The following is a 16,016-nucleotide window of genomic DNA, read 5'->3' on the forward strand; positions in this document are numbered from 1 at the left end:
ACTGAATTTTGATTTTTTCATGCAGAATCTCCTGCGTGTAGATTACGAGAAAATTCTACTTTTAACTGCGTTTATTTTTCGGGGGGATTACCACTTGAGCTTTATTATGCCTAGTGGCGAGGAATAAAGTAAATCAAATGATGTGGATTCGTGGGAAAGGTAGATTTCGGTTAAGTTTTTAATGAGGCGCTCAAAAGAAGAAATAAAAAAGCCACCGGATTTTAATCTAGTGGCTTTTACAAACTAAGAAACGTTTAGTCAATTACAGCAAATAAATTGAATTAGCGACCTTTAAGAATCGTGTTTGCTAGCTCAATGTTTGCTGCTTGCTGTTTCGCGTTACCGATGTAAGTCGCCGGTGTCATATCGCGTAGACGTTGCTTAGCGTCTTCTGGTAGACCTTCTAGGCTATCAACAAAGTTCTGCATGATTTCTTTGTTTACTTTTTGGCCGCGAGTTAGGTCTTTTAGTTTCTCGTATGGTTTCTCAAAACCATGGCGACGCATGACCGTTTGAATCGCTTCCGCTAGAACTTCCCAGTTATTATCTAGGTCTTGTGCCATCGCATCGGCATTAACTTCTAACTTACCTAAGCCTTTCATGGTCGCTTGTAGCGAAATCATTGTGTGTGCAACACCGACACCAAGGTTACGCAGAACCGTTGAGTCCGTCAGATCACGCTGCCAGCGGGAAATTGGCAGTTTTTGACCTAGGTGGTCGAAGATTGCGTTGGCGATCCCCAAGTTACCTTCGGAGTTTTCAAAGTCAATCGGGTTAACTTTATGCGGCATTGCCGAAGAACCGATTTCACCGGCAACGGTTTTTTGCTTGAAGAAGCCGTTAGAGATATAGCCCCATACGTCACGATCGAAGTCGATAAGAATGGTGTTGTAACGCTGCATAACGTGGAAGTATTCAGCGATATAGTCATGCGGCTCGATTTGGATTGTGTATGGGTTCCACATTAGGCCAAGGCTGTTTACAAACTGTTCAGTCAGGGCGTACCAGTCGATTTCAGGGTAAGCTGCAAGGTGAGCATTGTAGTTACCGGTTGCACCATTGATTTTACCCATGATGCGAACATCCATAAGCTGTTTCGCTTGACGCTGAAGACGATAAGCAACGTTAGCAAACTCTTTACCTGCAGTGGTCGGAGATGCTGGCTGGCCGTGAGTACGTGAAAGCATTGGAATGTCTGCCATCTCGGTTGCCATTTCTGCAATCTTAGCGATGACTTCGTCCATTCCAGGGATGATCACATATTCACGTGCGTCTTTCAGCATCAAAGCGTAAGACAGGTTGTTGATGTCTTCAGAGGTACAGGCGAAGTGAACGAATTCAGAAACCGCCATCAATTCTTCGTTATCTGCAAAGTGCTCTTTGATTAGATATTCAACCGCTTTAACATCATGGTTAGTCGTACGTTCAATCTCTTTAACGCGTTGTGCCATTTCGAGCGTGAAATCGTCAACCAATTTCATTAGGTGTTGTTCTGCATCCGATGATAGAGCGGGAACTTCTGTGATTTGTGGATGGTTCGCCAGCATTTTTAGCCAGAACACTTCGACTTTAACTCGATTTTTAATTAAACCGTATTCGCTGAAAATTTCTTTTAGATTACCTAGACGAGCACCGTAACGGCCATCAACCGGAGAAATTGCAGTTAATTCTGACAATAACATTCCACAAACCCTTTGTTAACAAGTTGAAAAATAGCCCAATATTATAGCCTAAAGTTGTGTTGATATTAGAAAAACAAATAACTTGAGGGGAATGGTAAAAAATCCCTTAAATACTAAAGTTGTCTCTGCGACCTGCGAGAAATGGCTAATAGCGCAACAGTAAATTGTATTTACTGCGGTTAATGGTTAAAATTCCAAAATGACTAGCCGTAAAAGCTACCTTAACTATCTGTTTTTACTTTGATTTATACGAGAGCATAAAATAGAGATAAAAAAGTGGTTGGCTTCGTGGATTGGTCCTGGATAACAAGAATCTATTGCGAAAAATAGATCGATTAAATTTTAGAGGCATCCTAGTTTTTTCTAGGAAATCAAGAGACATTATGATGAATGCAAAACCTTACAGAAAATTGATAACCGTCGCACTTGCGTCAAGTATTGCTAGCTTGGGATTGACCGGGTGTGCAGAAGAGCAAAAAGTTGTTAAAAAAGAAACGACTCAATACAGCACTTTTTCCGGGCTTCGTGATTATGGCAAGCAGAATGGTTATGAGGTATTAACCCCTGTGAAATTACGCCAATGTATCTCACTTCAAGAAAGTTTCGCTGCGCAGAAAGGCGCTTTAAAAGATTTACAACAAAGTATCGATGTAGAACGTCAAGCGATTGAAGAACAAAATGAACAGTTGCAGCAAGATAAAGCGGACTTGGAAAAGTACCAAAAACCAGGGTTGGGCGAGCGTCAAAACTATGAGGAGTATACCGCTGCCTTACAGGCTTTTAACGATAAAATTTCGGCTTTACGCTTGAAGGTACAAGGCTACAACAATATGCAGGCGAGCTATCGCGAGAAAACGGCGGGCTATAACCAATCGGTTAACGACTTCAATCAGTCATGTGCAATTGATAAAAAACTTTATCCGCAGGATTTAAATACGGTTGCCACCTCGGCACAGTAATCTACTTGTTTACTGCCAATTTTTTTGAAAAGCCAGCTTTTTGCTGGCTTTTTATTTACATGCCTACAATGATTTCACATTCTTCTTTTTTTCGCTAAAAAGGCTGTATTTATATGGCTTTCAGGGCATAGGCATAAAAATCAATTGTGGTATCATAATCTCATTATGAATTTTTAATATTTATCGATCATTCGATCGAATAGTCTTGTGGAGAGTTATAGATGGTAGACGCTAACCTACAGCCCGTTTCTGATCAAACGAATCTTTATGAAGAGTACATGGCTGAAATCGAGACCCGTAAAGCGGAACTTGGATTACATGCAAAACCGATTGATAGTGCGGAGCTTTTAGCTGAAATCATCGCGCAAATTAAAGATACGGATAATGCCTATCGCGAAGATTCACTGCAATTTTTTATCTACAACACTCTACCCGGTACTACACCAGCAGCGGGTGTTAAATCACAATTCTTAAAAGAAATCATCCTTGGTCAAGCAACGATTGCGGAAATCACGCCTGAGTTTGCCTTTGAACTACTTTCGCATATGAAAGGTGGGCCATCTGTCGAAGTACTGTTAGACCTTGCGCTTGGTAACGATGCTGACATTGCCAAACAAGCAGCTGAGGTATTGAAGACACAAGTATTCCTTTATGAAGCAGACACAGCTCGTTTGGAAGACGCTTTTAAAGCCGGTAATACGGTAGCCAAAGATATTCTTGAGAGTTACGCAAAAGCAGAATTCTTTACTAGTCTGCCTGAACTACCAGAGGAAGTTAAGGTAGTTACCTATGTTGCAGCGGAAGGGGATATCTCAACGGACTTGCTTTCACCGGGTAACCAAGCGCACTCTCGTTCTGACCGCGAATTGCATGGTCAGTGCATGATTACTCCTGAAGCGCAAACTAAGATTCGTGAACTGCAAGCAGCAAATCCAGATGCAAAAGTCATGCTAGTAGCTGAAAAGGGGACTATGGGTGTAGGTTCTTCTCGTATGTCAGGTGTGAATAACGTAGCGCTGTGGACCGGTGAGCCGGTAAGCCCTTATGTTCCGTTTGTGAACAAAGCACCGATTGTTGCAGGTACTAACGGCATTTCTCCTATTTTCCTAACCACTGTAGACGTAACCGGCGGTATTGGGATTGATTTGAAAAACTGGGTGAAGAAAACCGATGCAGACGGCAATATTGTTAAAGATGAAAACGGCGAAGCGATTTTAGAGCAGGTGTATGCGGTTGATACTGGAACGGTGTTAACCATCAACACCAAAGAGAAAAAACTTTACAACGGCGATAAAGAACTTGCGGATATTACTGCCTCTTTCACTCCAGCTAAAGTCGAGTTTATGCGTGCAGGCGGTTCTTACGCTGTTGTATTCGGTAAGAAACTACAAACGTTTGCGGCAGAAACACTAGGGGTTGAAGCGCCATTAGTGTTTGCACCGTCAAAAGAAATCTCTCACGAAGGCCAAGGTCTGACAGCAGTAGAGAAAATCTTCAACCGTAATGCAGTGGGTGTTACCTCTAAAACCCCATTGCATACCGGTTCTGATGTTCGCGTTAAAGTTAATATTGTCGGTTCGCAAGATACAACGGGTCTAATGACGGCGCAAGAGCTTGAAGCAATGGCGGCAACAATTATCTCGCCAACCGTAGACGGTGCATACCAGTCAGGTTGTCACACGGCATCGGTTTGGGATTCTAAAGCGCAAGCAAACATTCCAAAGTTGATGGATTTCATGCACCGTTTTGGCATGATTACAGGTCGTGACCCGAAAGGCGGTTATCACGCAATGACAGACGTTATCCATAAGGTGTTGAACGACATTACTGTAGATGAGCGCGATATTATTATTGGTGGTGACTCGCATACACGTATGTCTAAAGGCGTGGCATTCGGTGCGGATTCAGGAACTGTGGCATTGGCTTTAGCCACCGGTGAGGCGACTATGCCGATTCCTGAATCGGTTAAAGTGACTTTCAAAGGTCATATGAAGAGTTATATGGATTTCCGTGACGTAGTTCACGCAACGCAAGCGCAAATGTTAAAAGAGTTTGGCGAGAACGTTTTCCAAGGTCGTATTATCGAGGTACAAATCGGTACGCTACTGGCCGACCAAGCGTTTACTTTCACTGACTGGACGGCGGAGATGAAAGCGAAGGCGTCTATCAATATTTCAGAAGATGCAACGCTAATCGAATCTCTAGAAATCGCTAAAAATCGTATGCAGATTATGATTGATAAAGGCATGGATAATGATGTTCACATGCTACAAGGTCTAATTGATAAAGCAGACAAGCGTATTGCTGATATTCAATCAGGTGCCGAGCCGGCACTTCGTCCGGATGACAACGCTAAATATTATGCCGAGCTAGTGGTTGATCTAGACCAAATCGATGAGCCAATGATTGCCGACCCTGATGTTAACAATGAAGACGTTTCTAAACGTTATACGCATGATGCGATTCGTGGTCTCTCTTTCTACGGTGGAACAAAGCAAGTCGACCTTGGCTTCGTTGGTTCTTGTATGGTTCATAAAGGTGATATGCAAATCATTGCACAAATGTTCCGTAACCTAGAAAAACAAAATGGTTCAGTTGAATTTAAAGCTCCGCTGGTTGTAGCACCGCCAACCTACAACATTGTTGATGAACTAAAAGCCGAAGGTGATTGGGAAGTTCTACAGAAATACGCTGGTTTCGAGTTTGATGATAGCGATCCAAAAGAAGCGGCTCGTACCGCTTACCAGAACATCATGTACCTAGAGCGTCCTGGTTGTAACTTATGTATGGGTAACCAAGAAAAAGCGGCGAAAGGTGATACGGTTATGGCAACCTCAACGCGTCTATTCCAAGGTCGTGTTGTTGAAGACTCAAACGAGAAGAAAGGGGAATCTCTATTGGCATCCACGCCAGTTGTTGTGCTTTCAACGATTCTTGGTCGTACGCCAACGTTAGATGAGTACAAAGCGGCAGTTGAAGGCATTAACTTAACTGACTTTGCTCCACCAGTAAAAGAATTAAGCGTCGCTTCTTCTGCTTCGACAATTGAGTTTAATATCTAAAATCGTGTAATGACATAATTCGCAGTTAATTTGCGGGATATTTTATTAAATCGACATTAAGGCCTGAGTCCGATATTCTTGCGGGTTCAGGCTTTTTTAGTTTTGTGGCTTTTTACTGCATGGCCGTTTTACAGAGGAAAAAGAATTGAGAGTATTGGGAATTGAATTGGCAGGAAACGATGCAGTAGTTGCATTGCTCGAATATCAAATGGGAATGTTTTATCTGCCGGAGTGTCGTGCTCGAAAATTAAATTGCCGTAATCCGGATAATGTTGAGGATTTACGTTATTTTCAGAAGAGTGTCGCCAAGTTAGTTGAGGACTATCAGATCAATCAAATTGTTATTCGTGAACGCATGAAAAAAGGGCGTTTTGCCGGGGGCGCGAATGGTTTTAAATTAGAAGCGGTAATTCAGTTACTGGACAATTGTACGGTTTCATTAATGAATAGTGCTACGCAAAAGGCGATTGCCAAGAAATACCCGTCGGCAATCGATTTTTCCGAAACGGGTATGAAAAAATTTCAACAGGGTGCGTTTGAAGTCGCTTATGCGCAACTAACCGATCCGAAAGGAAAAGTTGAAGAAATGCGTCAGAAAGAAATCGCCAAACGTAAAGAAAAGCGTGAAGCACAGCAAGAGGATGAGCAAGACTAGGTTTGTTAATGATAAATGCTTTTGCAATGATGAGTAATGACTTTTTGGAGGCAAACGGATTGCTTTGAGGGTGCTTTGTTGCCAGTTTATTAAATCTGATCCGTTTCAGTGCTCGCTAGAACTTCGCAATGAAGCAATTCATAAAGTTCTTGGATGACATTTGTGAGAGATCGTTAAGCAGCATACAAGACTGCTGATATCTTTTATGCTCGAATATTATTAACCGTCATCTTGAACAACCCTCCGTAACGCAATTAAACGCTTTTCTAATAATGAAAGAAAAGCGTTATTGAACCTTTCCCATTCTGCATTTTCTTAAGTCAGTAGCTTTAAAATCTCCTATTCATTGATAATTGATTGCTTGTGTTAATTCGGCATGATGTTGATCAAGATCAAAGTCCGACATAGGGCAGGCGGATAAATTCATTGCGCTCAATGAAAATAGCCCGAATACGGTGCTTAAAACTAACTTTTTCATAATAATCTTCCTTTTTCTGTGCTGTGGTGCAAATGGTTGTTTTGATAGCGCTATTTGTAATAGCAAAGCCCTGTTCTGATTACTAATTTATTGTTCTTTACACCGGGATACTATCGGTCAAATCTCCTAAATCAGGCACTTCTCGTAATCGGTTTAGACAAAAGTCAGTTAAAAACAATCTTTGTTTACTTGGCCGATAAGCCGTGTAAGACACTTGTTAAATGTTGGTTAAAAATAAGTTTGCTGGGATTTTTCCAGAAAAGATTGAGATAGGACTGTCGTATTAATTTCTTACCCCATCATACATTTAGAGAATGCATAAGAAAGGTGTGCGAGCCACAAAATTATTCCTTAAATCAGTAGATGTACGAATACATCAGTTCATTCAATAAAGTTTGCTAACGAGGGTGGTTTTATTTATGGAACATTCCGTTAGAATAGCAGATTGAAAAAATCAATAGATAAGGTGCTTAGAGGATGAAAGTTTTTAAATTAACCGCATTGAGCATGGCTGTTATTGCAACCAGTGGCTGTGTTCCAATGTTGACCGATGTACCTGAACCGGAACAGAAGTCGGAAATTACTTCACCGGCAGACATCGACTTGTTAATTGAAAAAGCAAAAGCGGAGGAGCGTCAGCGCATCTTAGATGAGCAGCGCAGGCAACAGCAGCAAGCCGAAGTGTTTGCTGTGTTGAAAGAGCAGAACTCACCTGAATCGGAAGAAATTAAATTTGATGATAATTCAATTGTAGGAAATGTAGACGGTATTGTTTTTAAGGCTTGTTACGAAACACTGGTCATTCCTGCAAAATTTCGAGTTGAAAAGCAGAAGGTTTTAGTTGAACCTGAATCGACTCATGAAGAAGTTGAGCCTGCGCTTTATCGAAATATCGAGAAAAAGATTGAACTAGCACCCGAGCAAAAAGTCGTTGATAAAGTCATTCCCGCTCAATATAAGACAGTTTCCGAACAGGTTGTCGTGACACCCGCTCGTGAACGATGGGTTTCGGTGCCGGCTGAGTATGCTATTAAAGAGGTAACTATCAAGGTACGTGATGGTTATGAAGAGTGGCAACCTTGTTACAGAACTTCTGCCGGTTCGAAACTGGTGAATGGAGAATACCAATGCTTGGTTAAGGTACCTGACGAGTATAAAACGCTCAAGCAAAAAACTTTAGTTAAAGCTAAAACAGTCAAGCGTGAAACCATTCCAGCAGAAACCAAAACAGTTACCCGAACCGTTTTAGTCAAACCCGAAGAAGTAACTTATAAAACGATTCCTGCTAAATATAAAACGGTTATGACTAAAGAGCAGATTACGCAGGCGAAAAGTATGCAAGTTACTCAAGCAGCTAAATACGAAACCGTTGAAACGCGGGTAGAGATTGCTCCGGCAGCGAAAGCTGAACGCAAAACGGTATGTAAACAGGATCGCAGCGAAGCCTTAGTTAAACGCATCCAAATTGTTCTGGAAAAAGAAGGTTACCTGAAACCGAGTCCTCCTAATGATTTAGAAGTAATTGATGGTTTATGGGGACCGAACACTTCCGCTACTTTGACTCGTTATCAGCGCGATAAGGGGTTGGCAGAGGGAGCGATTACCTTTGAAGTTCTCCGACAAATGGGGATCATGAAGTAATGACTGTTCTTTGAAGACAAAAAAAGCCGCCGTTAGCCAAAATGCTAACGGCGGCTTTTTTAGCATTGAGCTAATTATGAGCGGTGGAAAGCGTCTCCGCTTTGAATTCCAAACTTACGCAAAATTTTAACCATTGGGCAAAAACCTGTAAGTCCCGCGAAAAGCAAGTTGGCACCGACAAAGCCGGTTAGGTAAATCCATTCTGGTGCGTGATAAACACTTAGGATAGAACTCGCCAGTACAACGGTACCTGCAATCAAAAGAATCATTTTTTCTACTGTCATAAAAACCCCGAAAAACATAGATTATTAAACGCTCTTTTGCCGATTGCTCTATGTAACAAACTAGGCAAAATTTATTGTTTGCATATTTTAACATTAATTTTTACCTGTTGATATGTTTGCTTTGGCGAGCCTGGATGGCTTTTGTTGTTGTTTTTACAAGGGTTTTACGTTTGTGCTTTAATTTTTAATCACAAGCCAGTATAATCCCGAACCTAATTTTTACGGATGCGGCAGGAATTAATTGATTGCCGTACTCTAGAACTTAACTAACCCTATTTTGATTTTGAGAAATAAAATGCAAGTAACTGTAGAAAAACCGGAACAAGGTCTTGAGCACAAAATGACTGTGACTTTTGCAACCGAAGACATGGGTGCAAAGATTAACAAACGTTTGAACGAAATCCGCCGCAAAGTACGTATTGACGGTTTCCGTCCAGGTAAAGTACCGATGAAGATGGTTGAGCAGCGTCACGGTGCGGAAGTTCGTCAAGAACTAATGGGTGAAGCGCTACAGAAGGCATTTTATGATGCAGTTGAGCAAGAGTCTCTTAAAGTAGCAGGCTATCCTGCATTTGATGAGCTAAAAGACGGTGAAAAAGAAGTTACTTTCACCGCACGTTTTGAAGTTTACCCAGAAATCGCGCTTCCTGAATTTTCTTCGGTTGAAGTTGAAACGATTAAGTCTGAAGTAACGGATGAAGATGTAGAAACAATGATTAACCGTCTGCGTGAACAACGTATGGCTTGGAAACCTTCAAAAAGCGCTGCGAAAAAAGCCAAGAAAGGTGAGCAGGTTATCATTGACTTCCTAGGTAAAATCGACGGTGAAGCTTTTGAGGGTGGTTCAGCTGAAAATGTTCCTTTAGAGCTGGGTTCAGGTCGTATGATTCCTGGGTTTGAAGATGGCATCGTTGGTATGAAAAAAGGGGAAGAAGGTCAAATTGAAGTGACTTTCCCGGAAGATTATCATGCTGAAAATCTAAAAGGTAAAACCGCAACTTTCGATATTACTGTTCACTCGATCTCTACTAAGCAATTACCAGATGTTGATGAAGAGTTTGTTCAATCGTTTGGTGTTGAAGAAGGGACTGAAGAAGCACTTAAGACTGAAATCAAAGATAGCATGACTAAGGAATTGGCGCGCGCTGTTGAAGCGCACAACCGTACAGCGGTGCTAGAAGGTCTGCAACAAGTTGTTGACGTTGAAATTCCAAAATCTTTGATCGATCAAGAAATCCAAAGTTTAATGGAGCGTGCAAAACAGGATATGCAACAACGTGGTATGGCCGCAGGTGATGTTAATCTTGAATCTGCAATGTTTGAAGAAGAAGCTAACAAACGCGTTAAGCTAGGTTTGATCCTTGGTGATATTATTAAAGCAAACAATGTAGAAGCTTCTGACGAAGAAGTTGAAGCGTTTATTACTGAACAAGCGTCTTCTTATGAAGATCCTGCTGAAGTGGTTAACTGGTATGCTCAAAACCCAGGCGCTCGCTTCGAGATCCGTTCTGTTTTGGTTGAGAACAAAGTTGCTGAAAAAGTTAAATCAGAAGCAAAAGTAACAGAAGTTGCGAAATCTTTTGAAGAAGTGCTGAACCGCAACTTCGGTTAATCGCTGATTCTTAATGGTAATTCAAGAGACAAACCTTGAATTAATGATTTAGAGTCGATAAAACTTAATCTTGATGATGTAATCTTGGATTTGTCATTGGGGTTAAGTTTTTTTTTGCTTGTAAAAAGGCTAAGATAGCGATAAATACGAATATTGAGGGTTAATCGCTAAGTTCTGCTTAATGGTTAATCTTTGAAAACACAAGAAGCCGGTGCATTGCGCCGCTTATCTAAGTACTTGCCGGTATGGCGGTTATACGTCGCGCAAGTTCTCGAGTACAAAGGATATTATTTACATTATGGATAATTCGATTCAAAACGCATTAATTCCAATGGTGATTGAACAAACCAGCCGTGGGGAAAGATCGTTTGATATTTATTCTCGTCTACTAAAAGAGCGTGTCATTTTTATGGTTGGTCCGGTTGAGGATCATATGGCGAACTTGATTGTTGCGCAGTTGCTCTTTTTGGAATCGGAAAATCCGGATAAGGACATAAGTCTGTATATCAACTCTCCTGGCGGAAGTGTAACGGCCGGTATGGCGATTTATGACACGATGCGTTTTATTAAGCCTGATGTAAGCACTATGGTTATTGGTCAGGCGGCGAGTATGGGAGCGTTCTTGCTATCGGCAGGGGCGAAAGGCAAGCGCTTTGCATTGCCAAATTCGCGTGTCATGATTCATCAGCCTTTAGGCGGCTTCCAAGGCCAAGCAAGCGATATTCAAATCCATGCACAGGAGATTCTTGATATTAAACAGCGTTTAAATCAAGCTTTGGCAGACCATACCGGTCAGGACATTAAAACAATTGAAAAAGATACCGATCGTGATAATTTCCTTAGTGCTGAAGCAGCCAAAGAGTATGGTCTAATCGATGAAGTGCTGAATGCACGATAACATCTTGGGGTGAAGTATATGAGTGATGAAAATCTAAGATGTTCATTCTGTGGTAAAGGTCAGGATGAAGTTCGTAAATTGATTGCGGGGCCATCTGTTTATATTTGTGATGAATGTGTTGAGCTGTGTAATGACATTCTTGATGAAGAGTTTGGTCAAGGCGAATTTGGGGAGTTGGATTTACAAAATCTGCCGACCCCGCACGAAGTCAAGCAGACGCTTGATGACTATGTCATCGGTCAGGATCAAGCCAAAAAAGTATTGTCGGTAGCAGTTTATAATCATTATAAGCGCTTACAAACGGCGCACGTCAAAGATGATGTTGAACTAACTAAAAGTAACATTTTGCTCATTGGTCCGACTGGTTCGGGTAAAACACTTCTAGCACAAACATTAGCGCGTTTACTGGACGTACCTTTTGCTATGGCAGACGCCACGACCTTGACGGAAGCCGGTTATGTTGGGGAGGATGTTGAAAGTATCTTACTGAAGTTGCTACAGCGTTGTGATAACGATCCGGAAAAAGCCGAGCGCGGTATTATCTATATCGATGAAATCGATAAGATTACCCGTAAATCTGAAAACCCATCGATTACCCGCGATGTTTCGGGTGAAGGTGTTCAGCAGGCTCTATTAAAGTTGATTGAAGGGACGATTGCACAAGTTCCCCCTCATGGAGGTCGTAAGCACCCAAATCAAGAGCTGATTCAAGTGGATACTTCAAAGATTCTGTTTATTGTGGGCGGCGCTTTTGAAGGGCTAGATAAGATCGTTGAACAGCGTACCGAAACAGATACCGGTATTGGTTTTTCGGCAGCCGTTCGTTCTAGTAACGAGAAGAAAACGCTTTCTGAACGTTATCAAGCGATTGAGCCGGAAGATTTAGTGAAATTCGGTCTGATTCCTGAATTTGTCGGTCGTCTTCCGATGATTGCTTCGCTAGAAGAGCTAGATGTTAAAGCATTGGTGAAAATCTTAACTGAGCCGAAAAATGCTTTGGTTAAACAGTTCCAAAAAATGTTTGAACTCGAAAACGTTGAATTACAGTTCCGTAAAGATGCAATCGAGGAAGTGGCAAACTTGGCAATTAAGCGTAAAACCGGTGCTCGTGGTTTACGCTCGATTATGGAACAGATTCTTTTAGAAACGATGTATGACCTGCCAAGCTTGAAAAATGTCGAGAAAGTCGTTATTAACAAAGCAGTCGTCTTGGGTAAAAAGACACCAATGCTGGTTTATAACGAAAACGAGCCAAAAGCGGTCAGTGAGTAATTTAATGTAAAACGCATTACTTTCTGTCGAATTAGGCTCTGATTGCCATGAAAACCCAGCTCTGCTGGGTTTTTTGCTTTTCAAATATTGTACAAGTGGTAATCTGTGCTTAACAGATAACAAAATTGAATAATAAAAACAGAATTCTGTTTATCAGCACTTAGCATTTGTTCTTGTAGTTGATGAGAACACACAGAAAGGAAATTAGGATGGATATGGATCAAATTACTATGAAAATGGACGTTTTGGTATTGCCGCTTCGTGACGTTGTGGTGTTTCCTGGAAATGTTATGCCGTTGTTTGTCGGGCGAGAAAAGTCGATCCAAGCCTTAAATGAAGCCATGAAGGGCGACAAGAAGATCTTTTTGGTTGCGCAGAAAAAAGCCGATTTGGACGTGCCGGAATTAGAAGACTTGTATCAAGTCGGCACTATGGCCAATATTCTACAACTAATTAAACTGCCGGATAGTACGGTTAAAGTTTTAGTGGAAGGGGTGCAGCGTTTCCGTTTAACCAGTCTTCACATGGATCATAGTGTCTTGCTTGGTGACATCGAAGAGATGGATGTTGAAGCAGGAGATCCACTGGATGAAAAGGTTCTGCTTCGTGCTCTGAAAGATCGCTTTGGTGTTTATGCTGATCTTAAGAAAAAAATCCCGTCGGAAGTAAAGCGCTCAGTGCAAAACGAGGATGAACCGTCGCGTCTAGTGGATTTGATTTCTGCCAATATCACTATTGATTTGCCAACCAAACAAGAATTGCTAGAAATGATTACTATTAGCGGTCGTTTGGAAAAGATTCTGACCATTGTCGAAACCGAATTAGAAATTCTTGAATCGGAAAAACGTATCACTTCGCGTGTGAAAAAGCAGATGGAAAAAACTCAACGAGAGTACTATCTGAACGAAAAAATGAAGGCGATTCATTATGAGTTATCCGGCGAAGAAGACCAATTAAGCGAAGTCGATCAACTGAATAAAAAAATCGAAGAAGTTGGGATGCCGGAAGAGGCTAAGACCAAAGCAAAAGCAGAAATTAAAAAGCTGCGTATGATGCCGTCGCAGTCCTCGGAAGCTACCGTGGTTCGTAACTATCTGGATTGGTTGCTGGATGTGCCTTGGAAAAAACGTAGTCGAGTTTCTAAAGATTTGAGCCGTGCAGAGACAATTCTTGATGCTCAGCATTATGGATTGGAAAAAGTTAAAGAGCGTATCGTAGAGTATCTAGCCGTTCAGAAACGTGTTCGTAAAATGAAAGGGCCGATTCTTTGTTTAGTTGGTCCACCAGGTGTCGGTAAAACTTCTTTGGCAAAATCAATTGCCGAGGCAACCAATCGTAAATATGTGCGTATGGCTCTAGGTGGTGTGCGTGACGAAGCAGAAATTCGCGGACATCGTAAAACCTATATCGGCGCCTTGCCAGGTAAAATCATTCAAAAAATGCATGCTGCCGGGACGCGTAACCCGCTATTCTTGCTTGATGAAATTGATAAGATGTCGAGCGATATGCGTGGTGATCCGGCTTCTGCCCTGTTAGAAGTGCTTGATCCAGAGCAGAACAGCACCTTCAATGATCATTATCTTGAAGTTGACTATGACTTGTCTGATGTTTTGTTTATTGCAACCTCTAATTCAATGGATATTCCCGAAGCTTTATTGGATCGTATGGAAGTGATTAACCTTGCCGGTTATACCGAAGCTGAAAAGTTGAATATCGCTCAGCGTCATTTATTGCCGAAAGCAATGAAAGAACATGGCTTGAGAACAGATGAAGTTGAGGTGACTGAAGAGGCGATTTTGTCAATTATTCAGATTTATACTCGTGAAGCCGGTGTTCGTTTGCTAGCCCGTGAGTTAGCCAAGATTTGCCGTAAAGCGGTGAAAAAACTTGATTCAGGTGAGTTTACAGCACCATTAACGGTTGAATCGGATAGTCTTGAAGATTATTTAGGCGTTGCCAAATATCGTTTCGGATTGGCAGATAAAGAAAATCGGATTGGTCAGGTTGCAGGGCTTGCATGGACGCGGGTCGGTGGTGATTTATTGCGAATTGAAGCTACAGCAATGCCCGGTAAGGGGAAGTTATCGAGTACCGGTCAACTCGGCTCGGTTATGCAGGAATCTGTTGAGGCCGCGATGAGCGTCATTCGTACACGCTCGGCTATGCTTGGTTTGGATAAATCTTTCTATGAAAATTTTGATTTGCACTTGCACTTTCCAGAAGGGGCAACTAAGAAAGATGGTCCTAGTGCCGGTATTGCTATCTGTACTGCGATAACGTCTGTTTTGACAAATACAGCAGTTAAATCTGACGTGGCAATGACAGGCGAGATTACGCTTCGTGGCGAAGTTCTACCGATTGGTGGTTTGAAAGAGAAGTTATTGGCCGCGCTAAGAGGTGGAATTAAGACGGTGTTAATTCCCAAAGATAATGTTCGTGATTTGGCTGATGTGCCGCAGGAAATTAAAAATGAACTGAATATTTGCCCGGTTCAGTGGATTGAGGAGGTGCTAAAAATTGCCTTGACGGAAATGCCGCAGCCTTTATCCGAAAAGCCAGAAGTAGAAGGATTTGCTGATAAAGAATTAGCGGTGGACGTTAAAAAATCTAATGCACACCATTAAATAACGTTTTTACGGTGTTTTTGCTTGACACTACGAAGCGATGATTGCTATAAATGCTTAAGCTTTTGAGCTGGATATATAACAATTAAATCTCATGGAGAAAACTAATGAATAAATCTGAACTAATCAGTGCTATCGCAGAAGAATCAGGACTAACTAAAGCAGACGCAGGTAAGGCACTAGACGCGACTGTTGCTTCAATCACTAAAGCGCTTAGCTCAGGTGATTCTGTTGCTGTTATCGGCTTTGGTACCTTTGCTGTTGGTGAGCGTGCTGCGCGCACTGGTCGTAACCCGCAAACGGGTAAAGAAATGCAAATTCCTGCAGCTAAAGTACCTAAATTTAAGCCAGGTAAAGCACTTAAAGACGCTGTAAATTAATTGGCGTAAAAAAGTCTAAAAAAACGTTTGACATGCTCTCGCAACGCCCTATAATACGCCACATCAATTAGCGCGGCGCTTAACAAGCAAGGTTTAAACCAGTTTGTTTAAGTAGATAAAGTAAGCAGCTAATTGGGTGATTAGCTCAGTTGGGAGAGCATCGCCCTTACAAGGCGAGGGTCACTGGTTCGAGCCCAGTATCACCCACCATGGAGCGGTAGTTCAGTTGGTTAGAATACCTGCCTGTCACGCAGGGGGTCGCGGGTTCGAGTCCCGTCCGCTCCGCCATATTTCTAAAACGAGTTGTTAACTCGTTTTTTTATGCAAACACTTATTGGTTTGTATACGGATAGAAGGCAGAAAGTCTTCTCTTCGGGTGATTAGCTCAGTTGGGAGAGCATCGCCCTTACAAGGCGAGGGTCACTGGTTCGAGCCCAGTATCACCCACCATACAATTCGGAGCGGTAGT

12 protein-coding genes and 3 tRNA genes are annotated in these 16,016 nt (G+C 42.0%); 12 read left to right on the top strand and 3 right to left on the bottom strand.

The window, feature by feature from the left end:
- Positions 1-281 precede the first annotated feature (281 nt).
- Positions 282-1,682 (bottom strand): adenylosuccinate lyase, encoded by a 1,401-nt coding sequence (gene purB, locus J3998_RS12535; RefSeq protein ID WP_208151013.1) that lies wholly within the window; start codon positions 1,680-1,682, stop codon positions 282-284.
- A gap of 383 nt (positions 1,683-2,065) precedes the next feature.
- On the opposite strand from purB, the gene J3998_RS12540 reads away from it, so the two are divergent.
- The 3 genes from J3998_RS12540 (at position 2,066) to J3998_RS12550 (ending at position 6,358) form a co-directional block, all read left to right on the top strand.
- Complete coding sequence (locus tag J3998_RS12540; RefSeq protein ID WP_208151014.1) at positions 2,066-2,641, top strand: hypothetical protein; 576 nt, start codon at positions 2,066-2,068, stop codon at positions 2,639-2,641.
- 221 nt (positions 2,642-2,862) lie between these two features.
- Positions 2,863-5,703, top strand: a complete 2,841-nt coding sequence (locus J3998_RS12545) for a bifunctional aconitate hydratase 2/2-methylisocitrate dehydratase (protein ID WP_208151015.1) — start codon at positions 2,863-2,865, stop codon at positions 5,701-5,703.
- Positions 5,704-5,848: 145 nt separating this feature from the next.
- A complete protein-coding gene (locus J3998_RS12550; protein WP_208151016.1) occupies positions 5,849-6,358 on the top strand; it encodes a DUF3010 family protein in 510 nt (169 codons plus the stop codon).
- Between the two features lie 343 nt (positions 6,359-6,701).
- Here the strand turns inward: J3998_RS12550 and J3998_RS13435 are convergent, their stop codons facing one another.
- Entirely contained in the window at positions 6,702-6,836 is a 135-nt protein-coding gene (locus J3998_RS13435) for a hypothetical protein (protein WP_279576317.1), read from the bottom strand.
- Positions 6,837-7,313: 477 nt separating this feature from the next.
- Between J3998_RS13435 and J3998_RS12555 the strand changes: the two genes are divergently transcribed.
- Entirely contained in the window at positions 7,314-8,477 is a 1,164-nt protein-coding gene (locus J3998_RS12555) for a peptidoglycan-binding domain-containing protein (protein WP_208151017.1), read from the top strand.
- Between the two features lie 74 nt (positions 8,478-8,551).
- Here the strand turns inward: J3998_RS12555 and J3998_RS12560 are convergent, their stop codons facing one another.
- Positions 8,552-8,761 (bottom strand): YgaP family membrane protein, encoded by a 210-nt coding sequence (locus J3998_RS12560; protein WP_208151018.1) that lies wholly within the window; start codon positions 8,759-8,761, stop codon positions 8,552-8,554.
- A gap of 295 nt (positions 8,762-9,056) precedes the next feature.
- On the opposite strand from J3998_RS12560, the gene tig reads away from it, so the two are divergent.
- The 8 genes from tig to J3998_RS12600 all read left to right on the top strand — a co-directional run bounded on the left by tig (position 9,057) and on the right by J3998_RS12600 (position 15,997).
- Positions 9,057-10,373 carry a trigger factor gene (gene tig / locus J3998_RS12565; protein WP_208151019.1) on the top strand — a complete coding sequence of 439 codons (1,317 nt, stop codon included), beginning with the start codon at positions 9,057-9,059 and terminating at the stop codon, positions 10,371-10,373.
- 298 nt (positions 10,374-10,671) lie between these two features.
- Positions 10,672-11,271, top strand: a complete 600-nt coding sequence (clpP, locus tag J3998_RS12570) for an ATP-dependent Clp endopeptidase proteolytic subunit ClpP (RefSeq protein WP_208151020.1) — start codon at positions 10,672-10,674, stop codon at positions 11,269-11,271.
- An 18-nt stretch (positions 11,272-11,289) separates the two neighbouring features.
- Complete coding sequence (clpX, locus tag J3998_RS12575) at positions 11,290-12,543, top strand: ATP-dependent Clp protease ATP-binding subunit ClpX (RefSeq protein ID WP_208151021.1); 1,254 nt, start codon at positions 11,290-11,292, stop codon at positions 12,541-12,543.
- Between the two features lie 209 nt (positions 12,544-12,752).
- Positions 12,753-15,167 (top strand): endopeptidase La, encoded by a 2,415-nt coding sequence (gene lon, locus J3998_RS12580; RefSeq protein ID WP_208151022.1) that lies wholly within the window; start codon positions 12,753-12,755, stop codon positions 15,165-15,167.
- 107 nt (positions 15,168-15,274) lie between these two features.
- Positions 15,275-15,547, top strand: coding sequence for an HU family DNA-binding protein (locus J3998_RS12585; RefSeq protein WP_173272221.1), 273 nt, complete (start codon positions 15,275-15,277; stop codon positions 15,545-15,547).
- A gap of 134 nt (positions 15,548-15,681) precedes the next feature.
- Positions 15,682-15,757: transfer RNA gene (locus tag J3998_RS12590), tRNA-Val, on the top strand.
- 1 nt (position 15,758) lies between these two features.
- Positions 15,759-15,835 (top strand) — tRNA-Asp (locus tag J3998_RS12595).
- Between the two features lie 86 nt (positions 15,836-15,921).
- Positions 15,922-15,997, top strand: a tRNA-Val gene (locus tag J3998_RS12600).
- Positions 15,998-16,016: the final 19 nt, after the last annotated feature.

Source organism: Thiomicrorhabdus marina (assembly GCF_017571465.1).
In the GTDB taxonomy this organism is placed as follows: Bacteria; Pseudomonadota; Gammaproteobacteria; order Thiomicrospirales; family Thiomicrospiraceae; genus Thiomicrorhabdus; species Thiomicrorhabdus marina.